This window comes from Capnocytophaga sp. oral taxon 324 str. F0483 (genome assembly GCF_000318315.2).
Taxonomy (GTDB): Bacteria; Bacteroidota; Bacteroidia; order Flavobacteriales; family Flavobacteriaceae; genus Capnocytophaga; species Capnocytophaga ochracea.
The window spans coordinates 45086-69610 of sequence record NZ_KB291526.1 but is presented as its reverse complement, the minus strand read 5'-3'; the positions used below and the strand labels follow the sequence as shown (position 1 = coordinate 69610).

The window sequence follows — 24525 nt, the reverse complement described above, 5'->3', positions numbered from 1 at the left end:
TTTCTTTCTCAAAAAAAGTACCTCTGCATTCAACAATTGAATGCAGAGGTACTGTCTATTTGCAGACTCTATATAGAGTATATAGAGTGGTTCACTATTTTAGCTTCAACTCTTCTACGATTTTTTGGATTTTGCTATCCAAAACCTTTTGAGTTGCTTCAAAAGCGTCTACACTGCTCAAAGATGTATTTACACTGAAATAAAACTTAATCTTAGGCTCTGTACCGCTGGGGCGCGCTGCCACACGAGTGCCTTTATCGGTGTGGTAGATAAGCACATTCGATTTAGGAACGTCTATATCTTCTACTTTGCCAGTAAGTGGGTGGAATGCCTTAGACGATTGGTAATCGCAAATCAGCGTTACTTTTTCTCCGTTAATTTCCTTCAACGGATTTTCACGCAAGTCTTTCATCATCTTAGCAATCTCTTCTGAGCCCGAAATACCTTTTTTCACTAAGGAAATGAGGTACTCTTTGTAGAACCCGTATTTAGTATAAGCGTGTAGCAATTCTTTGTAGAAGGAACTGCCTTTAGCTTTAGCAAATGCAGCAATCTCACAAGCCAATAGGGTCGCAGTTACGGCATCTTTATCGCGTACGAAATCACCAACCATATAACCGAAGCTTTCCTCTCCACCGCCTATGAAAGTGAGCTTAGGGAAATCTTTAATCATTTTGGCAATCCATTTAAAGCCCGTGAGTCCTTCTTTGTATTGCACTTTGTATGCATTAGCAATTGCGTGAACCATAGGAGTCGAAACGATAGTAGAAGCTACAAACTCGTTGCCTTTAAAGCCTTTTTTGCTTTGTTGTGCCAAGAGAAAGTCGGTCATCATTACCATTGTTTGGTTACCGTTAAGTAGCACCATTTTGCCGTGAAGGTCGCGAACGGCTATACCTATACGGTCACAATCGGGGTCGGTACCTATTACGATATCAGCTCCTATTTCGTCTGCTTTTTTGAGTGCCAACGTAAGAGCTTCGGGCTCTTCGGGGTTAGGTGATTTTACAGTTGGGAAGTTACCATCGGGTACAGCTTGTTCCTCTACGATGTGTACATTGGTAAAGCCAGCGCGTTTGAGCACATCGGGAACCATAGTGATAGACGTTCCGTGCAAAGAAGTAAATACAATTTTTAGCTTGTCTTTCTCAGGAGCATTGAAGTCTCCGTGTTTGATAGATGCTTCGGCAAAAGCATTGTCAAGTTCTTTGTCGATGTAGTGAATAAGACTTTCATCGGCGTTGAATTTGATGTCTTTGAAGTCAAGTGCTTCAATAGCTTTCATAATATCACCGTCTTCGGGTGGTACAGTTTGTCCGCCGTCTTGCCAATACACTTTATAACCGTTGTATTCTGGTGGATTGTGAGAAGCGGTAAGCACGATACCCGCTTGGCAGCCTAAGTAGCGTACTGTAAACGAAAGCTCTGGGGTAGGGCGGAGGTCAGAGAAGAGAAATACTTTTATCCCATTAGCCGCAAACACATCGGCTACTATTTTGGCAAACTTCTTAGAGTTGTTGCGACAGTCGTGAGCGATAGCCACTTTAATCTCTTGGTTAGGGAAGCATTTTTTGAGGTAGTTGCTCAATCCTTGGGTATTTTTGCCTAACGTGTATTTGTTGATTCGGTTAGTACCAATTCCCATAATACCACGCATACCACCAGTACCGAACTCTAAGTTCTTGTGAAAGGCTTCGTTGAGCTCATCGGGATTTCCGTCGATGAGGGCTTGAACCTTGTTGCGGGTTTCTGCATCAAAAGTGTCAGAAAGCCACATTTTTGCTGTTTCAATACTTTTCATAAAATTAATTTTATATAGAGGCTGACTCTTGTTATATATTTTATCAGCGTTGTTTTTCGTTAGCAAAGGTACGAATAATTTTTTAATTAGCAAATATGTCAGTTAGCAAAATTGCTAATTATTTGTCTGTGTGCTTCGCATTTCATTCAACCATTCGTATAATTGATATGTGTCATTTCTTGCTCCCTCATCAAAAGCGGACTCATCAGCAATAATATGAAAAACCATAATCTTATTACTAAATTAATCGCCTGTACGGCTCACACTGCCTGTACGGCTCACACTGCCTGTGTAGCTCACACTGCCTGTGCGGCTCGCACCTCGTACCTCTAAATCAACTTCATCTTCTTTGCTTTCTCCATCATAAAGGCTTTGGCAGCCTCGTATTCATTAGGGATTTTCCCCTCTAAAATCGCTTCTTTTATCGCTTCTTTTAGCATTCCTACCGGTTGTGAAGGAGGTAAGTTGAACGTCCGCATTATCTCTTCACCGCTTACCGGAGGTTGGAAATTGCGAATGTGGTCTTTCTCTTCTACTTCCACTACCTTTTGGCGTACTATCTGGAAATTGTCGTGATATTTTTTGAATTTCTTAGGGTTTTTAGTAGTAATATCAGCTTCGCAGAGGGTCATTAGGTCTTCAAACTCCTCTCCAGCATCAAATACCAAACGGCGTACAGCCGAATCAGTAACAATATCATCAGCGATGATAATAGGGCGCGAACTCATCTTTACGATTTTCTGTACGTATTTCATCTTGTCGTTCAGAGGCATTCGCAAACGTTTGAAGAGGTGATATACCATCTTGCTCCCTACAAACTCGTGCCCGTGAAATGTCCAACCTATCTTCTTGTCGAAGCGTTTGGTAGGTGCTTTGCCAATGTCGTGTAAGAGCGCAGCCCAGCGTAACCAGAGGTTATCGGTGTTTTCTGATATATTATACACCACTTCTAAGGTATGCCAAAAGTTATCTTTATGGCGTTGTCCGTCGTGTTCCTCCACCCCTTGCAAGGCAATGAGTTCTGGGAGGATATAGTGCAATAAGCCCGTTTCGTACAGCAATTTCAGTCCAATAGAAGGTTTAGGCGAAGCGAGTATCTTGTTCAGTTCCTCTACAATACGCTCGCTCGAGATGATTTTTAGCCGTTCCTTATTATCAGTAATAGCTTTTAGCGACTGCTTTTCAATCTTAAAATTCAGTTGGGTAGCAAACCTGATAGCACGCATCATACGCAAAGGGTCGTCTGAATAAGTAATATCAGGGTCTAAGGGGGTACGAATGAGCTTTCGTTTTAAGTCGCCTAAGCCGTCAAAAGGGTCGATAAGCTCGCCAAAAGTATCTCTGTTCAGAGAGAAAGCCATTGCATTGATAGTGAAATCCCTACGATTTTGGTCGTCTTGTAGCGTGCCACTCTCTACATAAGGCTTGCGTGAGTTTGCCTCATAGCTTTCACGACGTGCCCCTACAAACTCAATATCTAAGCCATCGGCTTTAATCATTGCTGTACCAAAGTTTTTAAATATCGATACTTTAGGAGCATTAGGCAATCGCTCAGCTACTTTTTCAGCCAACGAAATACCACTACCGATTGATACTACATCGATGTCTTTGGGAAGTTTTTTCTCTAATAAATAATCGCGTACAAAGCCCCCAATCACGTAACTTTCAAGCGATATCTCAGCTGAAATATCGCTTATGAGTTTAAAAATAGGATTAGAAAGCGCTTCAGTATAGTTCATTAAAATTCGTTAATTGTTTTGCGAATGGCAACCAAACGCGTTAAAAGACCTTCAAGGAGGTCGAGATGTAGCATATTTGCCCCATCACTTTTGGCGTTAGCAGGGTCAAAATGGGTTTCGATAAAAAGTCCATCGGCATTGTTCACAATAGCAGCGCGGGCAATGGTTTCAATCATATCTGGGCGACCGCCTGTTACCCCACTACTTTGGTTAGGCTGTTGTAGCGAGTGCGTAACGTCCATTACTACGGGAGCAAACTTGCGCATCGTCGGAATTCCGCGAAAATCTACTATCAAGTCTTGATAACCGAACATCGTACCACGGTCAGTTATCAACGCTTTTTCATTGCCACTATCAAATACTTTTTGCACGGCAAATTGCATACTCTCAGGACTCATAAACTGACCTTTTTTCAGGTTCCCTACCTTGCCCGTTTCGGCTGCTGCCACCACCAAATCAGTCTGGCGCACCAAGAAAGCTGGTATTTGCAGTACATCTACATATTCGGCAGCCATCGCCGCATCGCTCACCTGATGAATATCAGTAACAGTAGGAACATTAAAGGTTTGCCCTACTTTTTGGAGTATTTTTAGTGCCTTTTCGTCGCCTATGCCCGTAAACGAATCTACGCGACTCCTATTGGCTTTCTTAAAACTCCCTTTAAAAATGTAGGATATATTCAGTTTATGGGTGATATTCACTATATGTTCAGCAATTTTCATCGCCATATCTTCTCCTTCTATAGCACAAGGTCCCGCTAAGAGAAAGAAATTATCTTCTTTGTTTATCATTTTGTTTAATTGTTAGGTATAATTCTTTGAGGTTAGTAGCTTTTTCGTAATTTTTTATTTGTCGATGAGGTTCGTACTGTTATTTGTCATTCATCATTGACCAAATAACATCGCCCTAATATTAGTAGTAAACAAGTTTACTGCAATCGCTAAAAGTATAACTCCAAAAAGGTTGTGAATTACGGTAATGCCCTGTTTGCCTAAAAACTTCTCTATTTTCTCCGAAGATTTAAGCACTATATACACAATAATCATATTAATGAGGATTGCCACTATAATATTCTCTACATAAAACTTTGCCCTAAGGGAGAGTACAGTAGTAAGTGCCCCTGCTCCTGCCACCATAGGAAAAGCCAAAGGGACAATAGACGCAGTCTCAGGCGTAGTGCCTTTGTAGAGGGTGATACCTAAAATCATCTCTAAGGCGAGAAAAAAGAGAATAAATGCCCCAGCTACAGCAAATGCCTCAACCGTTACTCCAAACAAATTAAGTAATTGCTTGCCTATAAATAAAAACAGAATAAGCAAAATACCGGCTACAATAGCTGTTTTCTCAGATTGTATACGTCCTGCTTTTTTGCGCAGATTAATAATGATAGGCACACTCCCGATAATATCAACTACCGCAAAGAGCACCATAGTAGCAGAGATAATCTCCTTTACATCGAAATTCATAATCTAAAAAATTTGTGCAAAAGTACTAAAATAATTGTGAACGATGAAAAAAAAATCTCCCAATTTGTTAATTGATTGATTTACTAATATTTTAATATAACTAAAAGCTCTATTTCACTTACATCATAATACGATAAAAACGCTTTTTTACAATTATCATAGCCTCATCTTTCCTTCATCATTTGTTCGTCATTTGTTCATTTGCCCGTGCGGCTCGCACCGTCTTTTGTTCGTTCTTTGTTCGTTCATTGTTCGTCTTTTGTTCGTTCATTGTTCGTCTTTTGTTCGTTCATTGTTCGTTATTTCATTATCTGCTCTTGTGGCTCGCACCGTCTTTTGTTTTCCTTAGGCTTGATTCAGTTTCGCTCTATCTTCAAATAAGTCTTGTCTTTCAGACCGATAGTCTTTACCAATTTCTCTTTAAGGCTTGTCCCCCTTCGGGGGTTCGGGGGCTTTTCACTCGTCTTTTCTCTATCTGACCTTGTACCTTGCACCGCTTTTTGTATGAACTTTGCCCAAGTTTCAAACTTTGGCAAAGTTGAAATCCACTAATAACCTTCTTTTTATCTATCTTTTAGCTTTAACTTAGATTTATTCATCATTCGTCTTTTGTTCGTTATAGACCCACTGTAGAGCCACTGTAGAGCCACTGTAGACCCACTGAAAAACCACTTATTGTTCGATTATCCTGTAAGTTTCCTATAAACTTTGTATATTTCTCTCCTAATTTCATCATTAATTCATTTCACCCCCAAAATGCTTGTCGTGCTACGACTGCTCGTCGTGCTACAACTGTCCGTGCGACTCGCACCTGTCCGTGCGACTCGCACCTGCCTGTCTTTAATAAATAGAATACAGTAATGGTATCAAAAAATCTCAGAAAAATTTTAATATTTAGAAAATACAACGTACCTTTGTAGCGTTTTTAAAAGAAGATTATTTTAACTAATACAAACAAAATGAGTTATAGAATTGAAAAAGACACTTTGGGTGAAGTGAAAGTGCCAGCCGATAAATATTGGGGAGCACAAACAGAGCGTTCACGCAACAACTTTAAAATCGGTGCACCCGCTTCTATGCCGATTGAAATTATCCGTGGTTTTGCTTATCTTAAAAAAGCTGCCGCTTATGCAAACTTCGATTTAGGAGTGCTTCCAGCCGAAAAACGCGATGCTATCGCTCAAGTTTGCGATGAAATTCTCGAAGGCAAACTCAATGACCAATTCCCATTAGTAATTTGGCAAACCGGTTCAGGTACACAATCTAATATGAACGTGAACGAAGTGATTGCCAATCGTGCTCAAGTGTTGGCTGGTAAAAAAATAGGTGAAGGCGACCCCGTATTAAAAGCCAATGACGATGTAAACAAATCACAATCGTCTAATGATACTTTTCCTACCGGTATGCACATCGCTTGCTATAAAATGGTAGTTGAGAAAACTATTCCTGGTGTTCAGAAACTACGCGATACTCTCGCTGCTAAATCCGAAGCCTTTAAAAATGTAGTAAAAATAGGTCGTACGCACCTTATGGACGCTACACCACTTACTTTGGGACAAGAACTTTCTGGCTACGTATCTCAACTCGACCACGGTTTGCGTGCTCTTAAAAACACATTAGCTCACCTCTCAGAATTAGCCTTAGGAGGTACAGCCGTAGGTACAGGTCTCAATACCCCTAAAGGTTACGACGTGAAAGTAGCTGAATACATTGCTAAATTCACCGGTCTACCTTTTGTAACCGCTCCTAATAAGTTTGAAGCTTTGGCTTCTCACGATGCAATTGTCGAAAGCCACGGAGCTCTTAAACAATTAGCCGTATCACTCAATAAGATTGCAAACGATATTCGTATGATGGCTTCAGGACCTCGCTCAGGTATAGGCGAAATCATCATTCCTGCTAACGAACCTGGTAGCTCTATTATGCCCGGTAAAGTAAATCCTACTCAATGTGAAGCTATGACAATGGTTGCAGCTCAAGTAATGGGTAATGATGTAGCCATTTCAATAGGAGGTACACAAGGTCATTATGAATTAAATGTATTTAAACCATTGATGGCTTCTAACTTCCTTAAATCAGCTGAGTTGATAGGAGATGTTTGCGTGTCATTTGAAGAACACTGTGCAAGTGGTATTGAACCTAATTACAAACGTATTAAGGAATTAGTAGATAACTCGTTAATGCTTGTTACAGCTCTTAACACTAAGATTGGCTATTACAAAGCAGCCGAAATAGCGCAAACGGCTCACCGCAATGGCACTACTCTTAAAGAAGAAGCTGTGCGTTTAGGCTATGTAACTCCGGAAGACTTCGATAAATGGGTACGCCCTGAAGATATGGTCGGAAGCCTTAAATAAGTAATATAAAAAGTTTATAACATTTGAAAAAGGGAAAGCTATCAATCAGATAGCTTTCCCTTTTTTATATAAATAAGTATATACTTGCTCTTATTTGTTAGGAATATGTTGCAATATCGCTAGTAAGAACTTCCAAAACTTCTGTACAGAAGCTATATTTACCTTTTCAGCAGGCGAGTGTGCCCCTTTGATAGTAGGACCAAAGCTCACCATTTCCATTTCGGGGTAGTGGGTTCCTAAAATGCCACATTCTAAGCCTGCGTGGCAAGCTACTACATTAGGTGTTTCACCGAAGAGCGTTTCGTATTGTGCTTTTACAATCTTCAAGATTTCAGCATCTACTTTGGGTTCCCAACCTGGGTAACTACCGGTGTATTCTACTTCAAATCCAGCTAACTCAAAACTACTGCGAATCGTATCAGCCAAATCATATTTAGAAGTTTTTGAAGCCGAACGAGTGAGGCAATACACGTTTATTTCGCCGTCTTTAATTTGTACTCTTGCTACGTTATTGCTGGTTTCTACAAGGTCAGCAATCGTCTGACTCATTTTGTACACTCCATTGAAGGCTGCGTAAAGAGCGCGTAATACATCTTCTTGTTCTTCTTCTTCCATTACTTTCTCAGGTACCGCAGTAGGTTCAAGCAATACTGTAAGAGTCGGTTCAGTTACTGAATACTCGTGTTGGAGTGCTTGGGTAAGCGTAGCTACTTCTTTTTTAAAAGCCACTTCGTCGTTTTTATTAATAGTTACCACCGCTACGCTTTCTCTCGGAATAGCATTGCGCAAACCGCCTCCATCTACACTTGCAATATGCAAACCAAATTTCTCAGTACAAGTGAATAATATACGGTTCATCAGTTTGTTGGCATTAGCATAACCCTTATGGATATCTGTACCACTATGTCCGCCGTGCAATCCTTTTATGGTAAGTGTATAGCCTACTGAATTATCAGGCGTATCTACTACGTCGTACTCTCTAAACGCCGATACATCTACACCACCGGCACATCCTATATCAATTTCGTCGTCTTCCTCAGTATCTAAGTTGAGAAGGAAATCACCAGAGAGCAATCCGCCTTTGAGCCCTTTAGCACCCGTCATTCCTGTTTCTTCGTCAATAGTAAAGAGAGCTTCAAGAGCAGGGTGGGGGATATCCTTACTTTGTAAGATGGTCATAATACTCGCAACACCAATACCATTATCGGCTCCCAAAGTTGTACCATCAGCACGTACCCAGTCGCCATCTACTAACATTTTGATACCTTCCGTACTAAAGTCGAATACCGTATCATTGTTCTTTTGGTGTACCATATCGAGGTGTGATTGTAACACTACTGTTTTGCGGTTTTCCATTCCTGCCGTAGCGGGCTTTTTAATGATTACATTGCCCGTTTCGTCTTGGTAGGTATCAAGCCCTAAACTTTTGCCAAAAGCCACCATAAAAGCAATGACTTTCTCTTCTTTTTTTGATGGACGAGGCACGGCATTCAAGCTCGCAAAGTTCGCCCATAACTGTTTTGGTTCTAACTCTGTTATTTTCATTATATTTATTAATTATTAGTTTTTAGTTATCAGTTGTTAGTATTTAGTCGCTACCGCTTTTACCTTTTACCTTTTACCTAATCAGAACCAGTACCCTATATTAAACAGCCATATCGCTTGTCTTATTTCAGGTGAGTAAGTGCACTTCAGTTCTATAGGACCTAAAAAGCTCTCAATGCTATATCCTATCCCATACCCCGAATAGTCTGGGTATTTCTTCCATTCGAAACTCTCAAAAAGATTGTTGTCTGCTTTAGCAATATTCGCTAATAATAGCAAGTGTTGTTTCTTAAAGGGTTGGATATCTATTACCAATTCTGATTTTAAGTAGTTTTTAGCACCAATGCTCAAAAAATCATAGCCGTAAAAAGGTGAATAGTTCGCAAATACATTCTTGTTATACCCTCCTAAAAAGAAGTCTAATGAGTATACATTAGAGCCTCCTATGGTAACACCACCTTCTAATCCTACTCGTGCGCTCAATCTTGGCAAGATAGGAAAAGCAAATGATAACTCTGTTTTACCCGTTGTAAATTTGTTAAAATCTGAGTAGTTTGAGGCAAGTGCATAAAAATTGAACTGTGTATTGAAGTACACCCCTCTACTGGGGAAAAAGCTATTGTTAAAGCTGTCGTATTTAAGATAAGAATACAAACTGCCTATATGACTCTTTTCCGAATACGAAGTCGCTGAACTTATTGAATACACTTGCTCAGTATCAAACTGTATTTTACGGTGCTCTACTCCTAAGCCAAATACAAAACCATTACCCGAAAGTGTTTGCAAATACAGCTGATTTACCCAGTCGTAAGCCTCTACGTCCATTCGGTTGAGCTCCGACCGCTCTATTCGGTAGTTAGATAAGCGTTTTGTGTTCAGCTTTCGGTCGAATTGCACAAACTTAGATCGCAATCCATAACTGATGTAAAATCCCTTATCCACAAAATAATCAAACTGATAGCGTATGTTATCTCCTACAATAAGGTCGAGAGAAAGAAAATCACTGCTTTGTAAGAAATAGTTCCGAGTATAGTTCATCAAGAACCCTGTTTTTAGCAGATTGTCATAATGTATCCCAAATTTCAAAAAGGTGCGTTGCGGATTCTCTCTTAAATAAAAGTCTATATGTTCCCCTTCAAAAGTGTGCCTAATCTGGTGATTGATAGAATGGAAATTGTTAGTAGCCATCAAGTTGTCGATTCCGTCGTTCAGTTGCTCGAACGAAATCTTACGGTTTAAATATTTCAAGTGTAGTTTACCGCGCAAATAACTACGCGAAAAGTGTTCGTTGTTATGAAAATGGACGTCTTTTAAGTAAAAGGAATCTATCTTTTGTATTCGTTCTCTTTCCTCTGTATGTTTTTGTTGAGCTGCAATCTCACGCAATCTTGGTAGAAAATGTTCCGCTGCTATTTTGCCATTGTTGATGATTGTCTCTCCTTTATCAAACGAAATAACGTTGAATCCCTCTATATTAGGTTTGATGTACACATCGGTCTCTTTTATTTTTTTTGGCATATTATCTATCATCGGGAAGGTAGTAATCTGCGAAAAAATACTCAAAAAAGAGTTAATCTCCTCTCGTTTTGCTAGCGGACTCTGTACATCTACCCCTATGATAATATCCATTCCTTTTTTCTTAACTTCGTCTACCGGATAATTATCGGCAATACCGCCATCGGTAAGCCATTTACCATCTATTTCTACCAAATCGAATAGCGAAGGAAACGAACCGCTTGCTTGTATCGCTTGAGGCAAGAAACCGTTTTCGAGTACTACTCCTTTACCTGTTTCTATATCCGTTGCTACACACAAGAAAGGAATGGGTAACTGCGAAAAATCATAGATTTCATTCACCGGATAGAGTAGTTTCACAAACTCGTTGTAGATGTTTTGTCCTTTTGATACCGCACGAGGCAACCCTACTTTGAAGTTATTGAAAGGCAATGCTACTGCATAACGGTCGTATATATAGCGCTCGTGTAATGATTTAGCACGGCGTGAAGTCTTGTCTTGCAAGAGTTTATCAAAGTCTAACTGACGGAAGATAGAGTCCAACTCATTAGCTGAATATCCCGCTGCATACAAAGCTCCTACCATAGCCCCCATACTCGTACCCCCGATGTAATCGATGCGCACCCCTGCTTCTTCCAACACTTTTAGTACTCCTATATGTGCTAACCCTTTCGCTCCTCCACCGCTGAGTACCAATCCCACTTTTAAATCCTTTTTGTGGGTAGTATCTTGCGCACGCAGAAGAGGACTACTAAGTATCAGAAATATGGTTGCTAAGAATATTCTCATCCAATGAATTGCTTTTTAAAACAGGTACAAAGGTATAAAATAATTAACAAATAACAATATAAAAATGAGGATTAATTTTTCAATCGCTCTATTTTACTCTCGATATGGTAATACCGTCCCGTATGGGGAGTAGCACTGTCTCTATACGAGGGTCTTCTTTTAGTTTTTGGTTGTAAGCCATTAAGGCTTGGGTATGTTTATCCGAAGGCTTTACTTCTTGCACTACTTTACCACTCCACAACACATTGTCAGAGAGGATAACACCTCCTGAGTTCATTTTCTCTATCACCAAATCAAAATAATGAGCGTAATTCTGTTTGTCAGCATCTATGAAAACAAGGTCGAAAGTAGTGCTGAGAGTAGGGATAATATCGGCTGCTTTGCCTAAGTGTTGCACAATTTGCGCCCCATAGCCACTCCGGTCAAAAAACTCCCTTTGCAGGTCAGTGAGTTCCTCTTTGATGTCGATAGTATGCAAAACACCATCAATTGCCAAACCTTCTGCCAAACAGAGGGTTGCGTAGCCCGTGTAAGTGCCTATTTCCAAAATAGTTTTAGGCTGTATCAATTTAGAGAGCAAACTGAGGAAACGCCCTTGTAAATGACCACTAATCATTCTCGGTTGCAATACAGTAAGGTGAGTGCGCCTACTGAGTTCTTGCAGTAAAGGAGGTTCGCTGTCAGTATGTTCGCAAGCGTAATTTTCTAAATCTTCTGATAAAAAGTGCATTGGTAAAATATTTTTTTGGCAAAGATAGCAATAATATTCAAAAAAGCTGTACCTTTGCCACAAAAGCCAAAGGTAGAGGAGATTGATAGAAATGTAGAAGAAGCGAGGTAAAGTACTTTTTATTTCCAATATAACAATAACTTTACTATACCTTTTCTTCGTTCATTGTTCATTTGCCCGTGTGGCTCGCACCGTCATTTGTTCGTTCATTGTTCATTTGCCCGTGCGGCTCGCACCGTCATTTGTTCGTCTTTTGTTCGTCATTTCTTCGTCATTTGTTCGTCTTTTGTTCGTCTTTTGTTCGTCTTTTGTTCGTTCATTGCTTATTTGCTAGTGTGGCTCACACTGTTTATCACATAAGATTTCGTATAATCCCTCCTAACTCACCATTAACCATTAATCATTAATCATTAGTTTAGAAAAGATTTACTATGAAAGCACTTGTAATTATAGATGTTCAAAACGATTTTATGCCTACCGGTACATTACCTGTACCCCAAGGCGACCAAATAATTCCCTTTATCAATGCCGAAATGACACAAGGGTATGACCTTATTGTTGCAACACAAGATTGGCACCCTGCTACTCATAAAAGTTTTGCAAGTCAGCACGCTGGTAAAAAGCCTTTTGAAGTAATACAGCTCGGAGGTATCGACCAAATACTGTGGCCAGACCACTGTGTGCAAGGTACTTTCGGAGCTGAACTGCATAAAGATTTAGATATTCGTCCCATTGCAGCCATCTTTCGCAAAGGAATGAACCCCGAAGTGGATAGCTACAGTGCTTTTTTTGATAATAATAAACAGAACAACACAGGATTACACGGCTTTTTGCAAGACAAAGGCATTACAGAACTCGTATTTTGTGGCTTAGCAGGTGATTTTTGTGTAGCTTATAGTGCCAATGATGCCAAAGCCTTAGGCTATAAGGTAAGTTTGTTCGACAAAGGTATAAGGTCAATCAAATAGCCAATTTGTAATTGCCCTGTATGGCTCGCACCAAACTTTGGCTAAGTTGATTGGTAAGATAATCAATTGCTTTTTGCTATGCGTAGGGCAAATGGAAATTTGTCCTATATAAAAAAATATAATAGATGACAAAGATGTTTTCTTATAAAAAACAAGACGGAACAATCGTATCAATACCACAGGATATTTTGTATGATGTTTCGATATTAGATAAACCAAGAATATGGGTAGACTTTAATACTCCTTTTGATGATATGTACTTTCTCTCACGACTGGATATTATAAAAGATTCAGAAGGAAATGAAATAGAGTTAAAAGAAAATATGGAAGTATCTGTCTTTGATTATGATTTAGATGAAAATGATAATCCAGACCATTTACTGGCTGACGGAATTGCTATTTTAAATCATACGGGAATATCTACTCACGTAAAATGGCTTATAAAGGTACTTCCTAATAAGAAATATGGAAGATTCTATTGGGTGTCTGACACAAAAAAGTAAACACTGAATATATGATAAAAATGAAATACATTACCCACATAGTACTATTCTTGCTTCTCACGGGTTGTGATACACCTTTCTTCTCTCCAAGAGAAAACTACCAAACACCCTTTGAGCAAACTGATGGTACCAAGAGCTCATCGTATGAGGAAGTAATAGAGTACTACAAAGATTTATCGAAAGAGTTTGCATCTATTTCCTTTAAAACAATGGGGCAAACCGATAATGGTCAGCCATTGCACCTGGTAATCTACAGTCCCGATGCCGAGTTTAATCTCTCCAAGTATCACAAAGATAGAACCATTGTTTTTATCAATAGTGCTATTCACGGCAACGAACCTGATGGAGTGGACGCTACTATGTTGCTCTTTCGTAATTTGGCGCAGAATGAAATCAAGCTTTCCAAAAATGTGATAGTAGTAACTATCCCAGTGTACAATATAGGCGGAATGCTCACAGGTAAGAAAAATAGTGAAGCAAACTACAATTTGAACTGCGATTTTGTAAAAGCTGATGTAGAAAATACCTTGTCGTTTGCTAAAATCTTACAAGAAGTACAGCCAGATATCTTTATTGATAACCACGTAACTGATGTAGTTAATGCTCCTTATGTGTTAAGCTATTCTACCTCACAAATTGAGAAGTTAGGTGTTTTTACAGGAGGTTATGTACGTGATGCTTTATTGCCACGTCTCTCTCAGCAGTTAGAAAAAAGGCAACTTCCTTTACAAAGCGATAGTTTGAGAACCCCTTTTAAGCAATTAACCTTATCCTCACACCCCGATATTCCTCGATATGCCACTGGTTATGTCAGCTTGTGGAACTGTATGAGTATCCGCATTAATACTAATGGGCTGAAACCCTACAAACAACGCGTAGAAGCTAACTATGAGATGATGAAAACCCTTGTAGAAATAGCCGATGCTGACAATCAGTATATCAAGCAAGTAAAAATCAAACAAACAGAGGCTGATAATGCACAAAAAGAATATTCGTTGGAATGGGAAATAGATTCCACTCAATATACAAAAGTAGATGAAAAACCTCTTTACAATCATTTTAAACCCGTGCAGAGTGTTAGTATTCCTCAAAGTTATATCGTTCCTAAAGTATGGCAAAGAGTAATTGATCGCCTAAAAGCTAACGGTGTAGCAATAACAGAAATAGAGAAAGATACGCTGATGAATGTAACATCTTATCGCATTGAGAGTTTTAAAACTTATACCTATCCGTTTGAGGGGCATTATTTACATCACCAAACACAAGTGAGTCCTCAGAAAGAAAAAGTACAACTTTACAAAGGCGATTATCTTATTGAGGTAGCGCAACCCGCTAAACACTATCTGTTAGAAACCTTAGAACCTCAAGCACCTGATTCTTTCTTTAATTGGAACTTTTTTGATAGTGTTTTAGGGAAAGAAGAAGACAAACCTATTTACCCCATTTACCGAAAAGAATGATTTAAAAGTAACATTATTTATGAAACCATTATTATTTATTTTATGTGTCTTGCCTACTTTTTCCATAGCGCAAGACCTAACCGTAATGACTTATAACATTCGTTGCGAAGTTCCTCAAGACGGTGTAAACGCTTGGACTGATGGCAATAGGAAAGAAAAGGTATTTACAGTGCTTACAGAGGCAAACCCCGATATCTTTGGAGTACAAGAAGCCTTACCACACCAACTTAAGTTTTTGGAAGAACGCTTCCCTACTTATCAGCGTGAAGGCGTAGGGCGTGACGACGGCAAAGAAGCGGGTGAACATTCGGCTATTTTCTTCAAAAAAGGTCGTTTTACCTTGCTCGACAAGGGGAACTTTTGGCTTTCTCAAACTCCTGAGGTGCCTTCCTTAGGCTGGGACGCTACTTGCTGTAACCGCATCTGCTCTTGGGTAAAACTCAAAGATAAAAAGACGACCTTTTGGGTGTTCAATCTCCATTTCGACCACGAAGGCAAAGTAGCTCAGGTACAAAGTGCCGATTTGGTATTGCAAAAAATCAAGGAGATTGCTAAAGGCGGGAAAGTCATCTTAATGGGTGATTTCAATCTTCCTACTGAGCACCCTGCCGTGCAAAAAATAGCATCTCAGTTGTACGATACCCAGTTATCACCCACTAATAAAACACCTAATATGGGTACTTTCAATGCTTTTAAAACCGATGAACCTTTAAAAGGACATATAGATTTTATCTTTGTTCAGAAGTCTATAAAAGTAAAACAATATAAAATTATAGAAACCCGCATCGATGGTCTCTATCCTTCCGACCATTTGCCTGTATGGGTAGAATTACAACTGAAATAAACTTTTTAAAACAGTATGAAACAGTATTTATCTGACCGTATCAACGCTATGGAAGTATCGGCTACCTTAGGAATGGCAGCCAAAACGCGTGAACTAAAAGCCGAAGGCAAGGACATCATTGGTCTTAGCTTAGGCGAACCCGATTTCGATATCCCTGATTTTATAAAAGAAGCAGCTATCGAGGCAGTACAGCAGAACTACAGCAAATATACTCCTATCGATGGTTATTTGGATTTGAGAGAGGCGATTTGCGAAAAGTTCAGACGCGACAATAACCTTCATTACAAGCCTTCACAAATAGTAGTATCTACGGGAGCTAAACAATGCTTGGCAAATGTAGCCTTGGCGATGCTCAATCCCGGTGATGAGGTGATATTTCCTGCTCCTTATTGGGTGAGTTATAAGGAAATAGCTAAAATGGCAGGAGGCGTTCCCATAGAGGTTCACACAACCATTGAGAACGACTTCAAAATAACTCCAGCTCAGTTGGAGGTGGCTATTACTCCTAAAACTAAAATGGTATGGTTTAATACCCCTTGTAACCCCAGTGGTTCTATATACAGCAAAGAAGAATTAGAAGCTCTAGCCGTAGTGCTTAGAAAACACCCTAACATCTTTATTCTCTCTGATGAGATTTATGAGTATATCAACTTCACCAATGAGAGAGTAACTAGTGTAGCCGAAATCGACGGACTTTATGAACGTACCATCACCGTAAATGGAATGTCCAAAGCCTTTGCAATGACTGGCTGGCGCATAGGTTATATGGGTGCCCCTGAATGGATTGCTAAAGCCTGTACCAAAGTACAAGGACAAATAACCAGCGGTGCTAATGCCATAGCTCAACGCGCTTCTATCGCTGCCCTGAAAGCACCTAAGAGCAAAATACAATATATGGTAGACGAGTTTAAAAGGCGTAGAGATTTAGTATTAGAACTCCTAAGTGAGATTGACGGGTTTAAACTCAACGTCCCCGAAGGTGCCTTTTATGTGTTCCCTGATGTATCGTCTTTCTTTGGCAAAACCCTAAGAGGTCGCAATATCCACAACGCAACCGACTTCTCTTTGTATCTGTTAGAAGAAGCAATGGTAGCTACTGTTACAGGTGAAGCTTTTGGTGATGCTAATTGTATTCGCTTTTCGTATGCCGCTTCTGAGAAAGACCTACGAGAAGCTATAAGACGTATAAAAGAGAGTTTGCAATAATTAAAAACACTTTTTCAGTTTTGGTTTGCACATTCAATTAAAAATAGTACTTTTGCGCCTAAAAAATAAACGACAAAGAATCATTGTAAAATTAAAGTAGTGTTATGGCAATAGCAGATAGCAAGACTATTAAATACTTAAAGTCTTTTTACATAAAGGATTATCTTATTATCATCTTAGGGCTTATATCATATGCGATAGGAATTACAGGCTTTATAATGCCTAATGGGATAGTAACAGGAGGTTTGGCAGGTATCTGTCTTATTCTAAATTATAAGTTAGGAGCCGACTTGGCTATTACCTATTGGATTATCAACTTTATACTCTTGGTGATAGGCTTTAAAGCAATGAGTAAGCAATTCACCTACCGAACACTCATCTCTATAACTATTTTATCGGGATTGATTTGGGCTGGGAAAGAGTATTTAATGCCTTACTTTATAGAACACCCTCCTTTGAGAGACGACTTCTTAAATGTAATTATGGGAGGATTGCTATGCGGTACGGGTTTAGGATTGGTTTATTCAGCTAACGGAAGTACAGGAGGCACTGATATAATAGGCTTTGTTATTACCAAGTATTACAGCATCAGTATAGCGCGTATTCTTTTGGTGGTGGACGTGTGTATTGTGCTATCGTCTTTCTTCATTTTGGAACGCCAAGACAATTCACTCGAAAAGACTATTTATGGACTTATCCTCTTACCTCTGATGTGGCAGATGGTAGAAATTGTTATCAATGGAGCAAGACAGTCGGTGCAGTTGTTTATCTTCTCTAAACACTATGATGAGATAGCGAACCACATCAATAGTGAACTCAAACGCGGTTGTACTATTATCGATGGGATAGGTTGGTATTCTAAATCCTCACAAAAAATAGTGATTGTAATAGCTCGCCGCACAGAGGCTACTTCTATCTTCCGTTTGGTGCGAACAATAGATCCTGCTGCCTTTGTAACGAAGACCAACGTAATGGGGGTTTATGGTAATGGTTTTGATAAATTAAAGTAAAATATTTTTCAGGTTTTAGAAAAAGTACTATATTTGCACGTTCAAAACAAAAAAGAATGATTCAGAGAATACAAACTATTTATATGCTGTTGGTAGTGATTGTAGCTACCGTAGCCGTCCCGATGCTTTTCAGTATAGATTGGCTTAGGAGTATCTTATTAGGGATAACAGCAATATTGGCTCTATACACCATATTTAAATATAAGAAAAGAAGTGTTCAGCAGTGGCTTAACTGGCTGAACGTCCTTATAAATTTTACTTTACTAGGAATATTTGTATATCGAATGCTAAACTCATCTGGAGAAGGCTTGCTTTCGGAGAAAGGTGTTGGGGTTTTCGTACCCGTGCTTTCTATCGTTTTTTTGTTTTTAGCCAACAAGGCTATCAGACGGGACGAGAAGCTCGTAAAATCAGCAGACCGATTGCGATAGACCTATAATCTTAGTAGTGTTGTGCGTTAAAAAAATCCTAAGTGTTTAAACTTAGGATTTTTTTATTATCTTTGTGCCCTATTTATTAAATAAATCAGATAATGAAAAGAACATATGCAGGTATTCCAACAGAAAATGCAACGCTGGAAAACTCGAAAGTAATACTGGTAACGGTACCTTATGATGGTACGTCTACTTGGGGTAAAGGAGCCGATAAAGGACCTGAATTGTTTTTAGATGCCTCAGAAAATATGGAATTATACGATATTGAAACAGATACCGAGCCTTATCTCAACGGAGTGTTTTTAGCAGGTGAAGTAAGCGAAAACAGTTCGCCTGAGGCAATGACACAAGCGGTTTATGAAAAAACACAAGAACTATTGAAGCACGAAGATAAGCTCTTTACTCTTTTTGGTGGAGAACACTCAGTGTCTATTGGTTCTATACGTGCCGTAGGTGAAAAGTATGAAAAACTCACAGTATTGCAACTTGATGCCCATACTGATTTGCGCCCTGAATATCACGGTTCAACCTCTAATCACGCTTGTGCCGTATTTGAAGCCAACCAAAAACACAAATTGGTACAAGTAGGTATTCGCTCGATGGATGTAGAAGAGAAGCAGTATTTACCAAAAGGACGTGTATTTTTCGCTCACGAAATAGCTAAAAACAAAGAATGGGTTGAAGATGTACTTGACAAGGTATCGGGAAATGTATATATAACGATAGATTTAGACGCTTTCGATCCTGCTATTGCACCTTCAACAGGCACTCCTGAACCAGGAGGATTGCAATGGTACCCTACTCTAAAACTCTTACGTAAAGTGTTTAAAAAATGTAATGTGGTAGCGTTTGACATTGTAGAACTAATGGATAGTCCGCAGCCTAAGCCTACAGCTTTCTTGGCAGCTAAACTTTATTACAAGATGTTAGCTTATTATTTTAAATATAGAAGTAAGAAAAAAGAGAATAAAGGTATAGAAGAGTTTTTTGCGAAGAAGGGATAAATTAATGATTATAAATAACAAAAGAGGCTATTTGATTTTTCAAATAGCCTCTTTTGTTTATCCTTTTAGTACTTGATGTAAGAATTTATCGAAAATAATCTTAAACCATTCAGTATACCGATGCGGGTGTTTAGCAATATCTTCCTTTATCTTTTCTGGAAGTTCCCAACGCCAATCGGCTACTTCTTCAGGGTTGATAGTAGGGGAGGCGTTATAGTATCCTATGAGAATATGGTCGAGTTCGTGCTCTGTAAGCCCGTTATCAAAAGGAGCTTTGTAGATAAAACTCAATATATCGGTAAGTTCTGTAACAAAACCCATTTCTTCTTGTAAGCGACGCTTGCCTGCTTCAATAGTTGTCTCGCCCTGACGTGGATGACTGCAACAAGTATTCGTCCACAAGTTAGGCGAATGATATTTGCTCGGAGCTCTTTGTTGTAGCATAATCTCCCCTTTATCGTTGAGTATAAATACCGAGAAAGCCCTATGTAATAAGGCTTTTTGGTGCGCTTCAAGCTTCCCCATTAAGCCTATGGGAGTATCGTGTTCGTTCACTAATATTACTTGTTCTTCCATATTTGCAAATAGGAGTACTTATTTTACTTCCATTCTATCGCCTTTTTCAATTCCCCATTTATCGGACAATCCTCCATTGATTTCTAATACATACATAGCGGGTTTCTCTGAGGGTAAAGAGGTTTCGTCGTAAGGGCGAGCATTTTTAGCTATACTTACCACCTTTTTATCTTTATCTAAATAGATGATATCCAAAGGTATTTCAGTATTTCTCATATAGAAAGAACGAGGAGCTTCTTCTGGAAAAATAAACCACATTCCTTGATGTTCGTCCATTGAAGAGCGGTACATTAGTCCTAAGGAGCGTTCGATATCATTCTTAGCAAATTCAACTTCAATAGTTTGGATAAGAGAGTCGTTCTTAAAGATAGAGAGTTCACCATCTTTGGAAAACTGAATGTCATCAGCAGTGATTTCTACGATTTGTTCAGTTTTATTACCACCGAAAAAACGAGGTAAAATAAGGGCAATAGCTGCTAAGGCTACCAATACTAATGCTACAGTTACAAAGTGTTTTCTAAAAAATTGCATTCTAATTATAAAATTTAAATTTTAACTCTAATTAAGTTCTAAAATGTTCACAAAATTAATATTAATACTTACGTGTTTCGATGCGATTTCTGAATAACAAGTAGAAACCTGCTAAGATAAATGGAATACTGAGCCACTGACCAGTGGAAAGCAAACCGAGAGAGCTTTCGAAACCTCCTTGACTTTCTTTTACAAATTCCACTGCAAAACGAATACTCCACAAGGCTACTAAAAATAGTCCAAAGATAAAGTAAGGTTGGTCTTTTTTGTCAGTTTTCCAATACACGTACCACAATACCCAAAACAAGCAAAAATAGCCAAAGGCTTCGTATAATTGTGCAGGGTGTTGGTAAGGGATAGAAGCTAAAATATCAGCATAACGGGGGTCGTGAGCAATGAGTTTATAAGCAGTTTGAGGGTCGGTTTGTTCAGTAATAGCCATTGCTCGACGGGGAGAGATAGCTCCGCCTTGTACAAATTTCACCCCTAACGGATAAGTATTGCTTACTATTTTGCCGTTGATTTCGGAATTGAAAAAGTTACCAAAGCGCACAAACATACCTCCGATAGTGATAGGAATCACCACACGGTCTAATATCCACGATAGGCTAATATCTTTATACTTACGCACATACAGTATCATTGCGATAATAATACCTACGGCAGCTCCGTGACTTGCTAAACCCGAAAAGCCTGTAAGCTCCCAACCGCCACCGGGTTTCTCTTTAATAGGTAAAAAGATTTCGAGCAAGTGGTCTTTGAAATAATCCCAATTGTAAAATAAGCAATCGCCTAAACGTGCGCCTACTAAGGTAGCTATAGCGGTATAAACGAACAAGGTGTCCAGCTGTTGTACTGTTTTACCTTCGTTGAGGTATATTTTTTTAGTGAGAAACCACCCCAAGCTAAAAGCTACGATAAACATCAAGCTGTAATAGCGAAGTGAAAAAGTACCTATAAAAGGTAGGTTTAAAGAGGCAAGAATCTCATTAGAATTCCATATAAAATTTAAAGCAATCATTAGTATTTATTTTTGAGATGCAAAAGTACGATTTTTATTTAAAACGGCAAGTTATTTATAAAATTAATACCGAGTTAATACCAATAATATCAATAATACCGAAGTTAATACTAGAAATGCCAATAATACTAATAATGATGATTAAGTGAATAGAATAGGACAGATTGGGGCTTGGGGTAATGAACTAAAATGTACTGAGATTTTTCTGTTAAAGAATATTAAATACCGTAGATTTTTTAAATTTATACCAAAAGATCTTATTTTGAACCTCAAAAATACAAAATATTGATAAACAATATATTGGTTTAATTTTTATCTTTTACTTTTGAGCCATCTCAACCGAAGGAAGAGCGAAGGTAAGGCGAACCTAAACCGAAGCTAAGGCGAAGATAAGCCCTTAGTATGCTGTATATCAACTCATAAAAAATGCTCTTCTTATTATTGAGAAAAAAGTGTTAAAATGGGGTATATTGCGAGGAAAACGCAAAAAAACTTTGTAGTAAAAAACAACCATTAGCAAAGTTACTGAATACAAACCAATGACAAATATTTGCTTTTGAGTTTGAATTGCTATATCTTTGCACTTTAGAATTAACTGTTAATCATTTATCAGTAACCATTAAATAAATGCTTAGAATAGAAAATATTAGTAAACAATACGGCGACTATACGGCTTTAGACGATGTGTCGTTACATATCCCTAAGGGGAGTATCTTTGGTCTGCTGGGACCTAATGGGGCGGGAAAAACCTCACTGATACGTATTATCAACCAAATTGTATTGCCCGATGCGGGTAAAGTGTTCTTCGACGGAGAACTGTTACAACCTAAGCATACGGCACAAATAGGCTATTTACCCGAAGAACGTGGTTTGTACAAAACGATGAAGGTAGGTGAGCAGGCTTTGTATTTAGCACAACTGAAAGGATTGAGCAAGGAAGAAGCTAAGGAGCGACTTAAATTTTGGTTCAACCGCCTTGATATTGGCGATTGGTGGCACAAAAAAGTACAAGAGCTCTCCAAAGGTATGGCACAGAAAATTCAATTTTTGGTAACTGTACTTCACAACCCTAAACTGCTGATATTCGACGAGCCTTTTAGCGGTTTCGACCCCATTAATGCGAATATTATCAAGGACGAAATTCTATACTTACGGGAGCAAGGAGCAACGATTATCTTCTCTACTCACCGAATGGAATCGGTTGAAGAGTTGTGCGACCATATTGCGCTAATCAATAAATCACGTAAGATATTAGATGGTAAGCTCATCGACATTAAGAGGGCTTATAAAAACAACTTGTATGAAGTAGGTTTAAAAGTTGCTGAAGAGCAGAAAACAGCCCTCTTAGCTGAACTTAAAAGCCAATTTGAAGTGAGTGAGACAAATTTTAAAACGCTATATGACGAGTTAAAATTACATATCCAGAAGAAAGAGGGACAAACGGCTAACGATTTGTTGCAATACCTCACTACACGTGCCGAAGTAACGCACTTTGTAGAATCTATCCCCTCAGTAGATGAGATTTTTATATCGACCATTAATAAATTGAAAGAATAGTATAAGATGTCTGAAAGGTTGTCTGCTATAACGGAGTAAGTGAATAAAGATAGGGAAGGTTCTTTATTGAATATAGATTTTTAACCTCCTTCGTTCCCCCTCCAAAGGGAGACAGTCCGTAATCAAACCTCCAAAAGGAGGAGCTGTAGCGACACAAAAGAGACTTTTAGATAGCATAAATTGACAAATTAAGATGAAATACTTAGGAATTATTACTCGAAGAGAGTACTTAAATAAAATACGTAATAGGTCGTTTGTAATAATGACGTTTGTAAGTCCGCTGATACTTGTTATCTTTGCGCTTGTGATTGGTTTTTTGACCAACGTAAACAATAAGAGCAAGGCTAAGGATATTGTGATTGTAGACGAGAGCGGACTCTATACCAACACTTTTGAGAATACCGAGACTATTCAGTACGAATATCTCAGCAATGTTTCACTCAAAGATGCCAAAGCCGAAGTGTTAGCAAAAAGCAAATACGGATTGTTGTATATCCCTGATAAAGGCGACCAAAATATTGCTTTTTATAGTGAAGAGTCGCCTTCGTTATCGCTTACCAGTGAGCTTACTAATGCTATGGAGCGGACACTCTTTCAGCATAACCTTACTAAAAAAGGGATTGACAAAAAAGAGATAGATGCCGCTAAAACGCATATAAGCATACAAATGGAGAATTTTACGGGAGAGAAGACCTCGGAGTTGGATAACGTAATGAAAATAACCATTGGAGGCATAGCGGGGTATCTTATTTTTATGTTTATCATCATCTATGGTAATATGATAATGCGCAGTGTGATAGAGGAGAAAACCAATCGCATTGTGGAAATCATTATCTCATCAGTTAAGCCTTTTGAACTAATGTTAGGCAAGATATTGGGTACTTCATTGGCAGGTCTTACCCAGTTTGCGATATGGATAGTTATAGGTGGAGTACTGTTGGCATTAGCACCCTCCTTCTTTGAAGTAAATACCTCTGCACAAGCGGTACAAGGAGCGGGAAACGTGTCGGAAATCAACAATATAGTGGCTGCTTTGTACCATTTCCCTTTTGCGGAAACCTTTGTGGTGTTCCTATTGTTCTTCATAGGAGGTTATTTGCTATACAGTTCGCTTTATGCGATGATTGGCGCAATGGTAGACAACGAAACTGACACACAACAGTTCCTAATGCCTATATTATTACCGCTAATATTAGCCTTTTATGTAGGTATGTTCTCGGTAATTGAAGAGCCTCACGGTACGATTTCGGTAGTGTTTTCATACATACCTCTCACTTCGCCCGTAGTAATGTTGATGCGTATACCGTTTGGGGTAGCGTGGTGGGAAGTACTGATTTCTCTCGTTATTTTGTATCTCACTTTCTTTGCGGTCATTAAATTAGCATCTAAGATATACCGCATTGGTATTTTGATGTACGGCAAAAAAGCCAGCTATAGAGAGGTGTGGAAATGGCTCAAAATGAAGTAAA

21 protein-coding genes are annotated in these 24525 nt (G+C 38.9%); 11 read left to right on the top strand and 10 right to left on the bottom strand.

What is annotated here, in order from left to right; genetic code table 11:
* Nucleotides 1–94: 94 nt before the first annotated feature.
* The 4 genes from HMPREF9072_RS07550 to HMPREF9072_RS07535 form a co-directional block, all read right to left on the bottom strand.
* Nucleotides 95–1801 carry a phospho-sugar mutase gene (locus tag HMPREF9072_RS07550; RefSeq protein WP_034566287.1) on the bottom strand — a complete coding sequence of 569 codons (1707 nt, stop codon included), beginning with the start codon at nucleotides 1799–1801 and terminating at the stop codon, nucleotides 95–97.
* Nucleotides 1802–2130: 329 nt separating this feature from the next.
* Nucleotides 2131–3540 (bottom strand): CCA tRNA nucleotidyltransferase, encoded by a 1410-nt coding sequence (locus tag HMPREF9072_RS07545; RefSeq protein WP_009411127.1) that lies wholly within the window; start codon nucleotides 3538–3540, stop codon nucleotides 2131–2133.
* Nucleotides 3540–4331: a 3-deoxy-8-phosphooctulonate synthase gene (gene kdsA, locus HMPREF9072_RS07540; protein ID WP_009411126.1), complete on the bottom strand. Its 792-nt coding sequence runs from the start codon at nucleotides 4329–4331 to the stop codon at nucleotides 3540–3542. Before kdsA ends, HMPREF9072_RS07545 begins: the two co-directional genes overlap by 1 nt.
* Before the next feature lie 93 nt (nucleotides 4332–4424).
* Complete coding sequence (locus HMPREF9072_RS07535; protein ID WP_002672351.1) at nucleotides 4425–5006, bottom strand: MarC family protein; 582 nt, start codon at nucleotides 5004–5006, stop codon at nucleotides 4425–4427.
* 959 nt (nucleotides 5007–5965) lie between these two features.
* Here HMPREF9072_RS07535 and fumC point away from each other — a divergent pair.
* On the top strand, nucleotides 5966–7363 hold the full coding sequence (gene fumC / locus HMPREF9072_RS07525) for a class II fumarate hydratase (RefSeq protein WP_009411123.1): 1398 nt from the start codon (nucleotides 5966–5968) through the stop codon (nucleotides 7361–7363).
* A gap of 90 nt (nucleotides 7364–7453) precedes the next feature.
* Here fumC and HMPREF9072_RS07520 read toward each other — a convergent pair whose 3' ends face one another.
* From HMPREF9072_RS07520 to HMPREF9072_RS07510, 3 genes are all read right to left on the bottom strand, one after another.
* Entirely contained in the window at nucleotides 7454–8908 is a 1455-nt protein-coding gene (locus HMPREF9072_RS07520; RefSeq protein ID WP_009411122.1) for an aminoacyl-histidine dipeptidase, read from the bottom strand.
* An 81-nt stretch (nucleotides 8909–8989) separates the two neighbouring features.
* The gene (locus HMPREF9072_RS07515; RefSeq protein ID WP_009411121.1) at nucleotides 8990–11212 is read right to left on the bottom strand and encodes a patatin-like phospholipase family protein; all 2223 of its coding nucleotides are present in this window, start codon (nucleotides 11210–11212) and stop codon (nucleotides 8990–8992) included.
* An 88-nt stretch (nucleotides 11213–11300) separates the two neighbouring features.
* On the bottom strand, nucleotides 11301–11942 hold the full coding sequence (locus HMPREF9072_RS07510; RefSeq protein WP_009411120.1) for an O-methyltransferase: 642 nt from the start codon (nucleotides 11940–11942) through the stop codon (nucleotides 11301–11303).
* A gap of 431 nt (nucleotides 11943–12373) precedes the next feature.
* Between HMPREF9072_RS07510 and pncA the strand changes: the two genes are divergently transcribed.
* The 8 genes from pncA (at nucleotide 12374) to speB (ending at nucleotide 19371) form a co-directional block, all read left to right on the top strand.
* A complete protein-coding gene (pncA, locus tag HMPREF9072_RS07505) occupies nucleotides 12374–12910 on the top strand; it encodes a bifunctional nicotinamidase/pyrazinamidase (RefSeq protein ID WP_009411118.1) in 537 nt (178 codons plus the stop codon).
* Nucleotides 12911–13035: 125 nt separating this feature from the next.
* The gene (locus HMPREF9072_RS07500) at nucleotides 13036–13413 is read left to right on the top strand and encodes a hypothetical protein (RefSeq protein ID WP_002672337.1); all 378 of its coding nucleotides are present in this window, start codon (nucleotides 13036–13038) and stop codon (nucleotides 13411–13413) included.
* A gap of 11 nt (nucleotides 13414–13424) precedes the next feature.
* The gene (locus tag HMPREF9072_RS07495; protein ID WP_009411117.1) at nucleotides 13425–14873 is read left to right on the top strand and encodes a M14 family metallopeptidase; all 1449 of its coding nucleotides are present in this window, start codon (nucleotides 13425–13427) and stop codon (nucleotides 14871–14873) included.
* A 19-nt stretch (nucleotides 14874–14892) separates the two neighbouring features.
* Nucleotides 14893–15717, top strand: a complete 825-nt coding sequence (locus HMPREF9072_RS07490; protein WP_009411116.1) for an endonuclease/exonuclease/phosphatase family protein — start codon at nucleotides 14893–14895, stop codon at nucleotides 15715–15717.
* 15 nt (nucleotides 15718–15732) lie between these two features.
* Nucleotides 15733–16923: a pyridoxal phosphate-dependent aminotransferase gene (locus HMPREF9072_RS07485; RefSeq protein ID WP_009411115.1), complete on the top strand. Its 1191-nt coding sequence runs from the start codon at nucleotides 15733–15735 to the stop codon at nucleotides 16921–16923.
* Nucleotides 16924–17027: 104 nt separating this feature from the next.
* Nucleotides 17028–17933: a YitT family protein gene (locus tag HMPREF9072_RS07480; protein ID WP_009411114.1), complete on the top strand. Its 906-nt coding sequence runs from the start codon at nucleotides 17028–17030 to the stop codon at nucleotides 17931–17933.
* A 56-nt stretch (nucleotides 17934–17989) separates the two neighbouring features.
* Nucleotides 17990–18364, top strand: a complete 375-nt coding sequence (locus HMPREF9072_RS07475) for a DUF4293 domain-containing protein (protein WP_002672326.1) — start codon at nucleotides 17990–17992, stop codon at nucleotides 18362–18364.
* Nucleotides 18365–18465: 101 nt separating this feature from the next.
* Entirely contained in the window at nucleotides 18466–19371 is a 906-nt protein-coding gene (gene speB, locus HMPREF9072_RS07470) for an agmatinase (RefSeq protein WP_009411113.1), read from the top strand.
* A 57-nt stretch (nucleotides 19372–19428) separates the two neighbouring features.
* Here the strand turns inward: speB and idi are convergent, their stop codons facing one another.
* The 3 genes from idi to lgt form a co-directional block, all read right to left on the bottom strand.
* Entirely contained in the window at nucleotides 19429–19947 is a 519-nt protein-coding gene (gene idi / locus HMPREF9072_RS07465) for an isopentenyl-diphosphate Delta-isomerase (RefSeq protein ID WP_009411112.1), read from the bottom strand.
* 18 nt (nucleotides 19948–19965) lie between these two features.
* Entirely contained in the window at nucleotides 19966–20478 is a 513-nt protein-coding gene (locus tag HMPREF9072_RS07460) for a DUF192 domain-containing protein (protein ID WP_009411111.1), read from the bottom strand.
* A gap of 61 nt (nucleotides 20479–20539) precedes the next feature.
* Nucleotides 20540–21499, bottom strand: coding sequence for a prolipoprotein diacylglyceryl transferase (lgt, locus tag HMPREF9072_RS07455; protein ID WP_009411110.1), 960 nt, complete (start codon nucleotides 21497–21499; stop codon nucleotides 20540–20542).
* 627 nt (nucleotides 21500–22126) lie between these two features.
* Between lgt and HMPREF9072_RS07450 the strand changes: the two genes are divergently transcribed.
* Both HMPREF9072_RS07450 and HMPREF9072_RS07445 read left to right on the top strand, forming a co-directional pair.
* Complete coding sequence (locus HMPREF9072_RS07450) at nucleotides 22127–23056, top strand: ABC transporter ATP-binding protein (RefSeq protein WP_002672307.1); 930 nt, start codon at nucleotides 22127–22129, stop codon at nucleotides 23054–23056.
* 193 nt (nucleotides 23057–23249) lie between these two features.
* A complete protein-coding gene (locus HMPREF9072_RS07445; RefSeq protein ID WP_009411107.1) occupies nucleotides 23250–24524 on the top strand; it encodes an ABC transporter permease in 1275 nt (424 codons plus the stop codon).
* Nucleotide 24525: the final 1 nt, after the last annotated feature.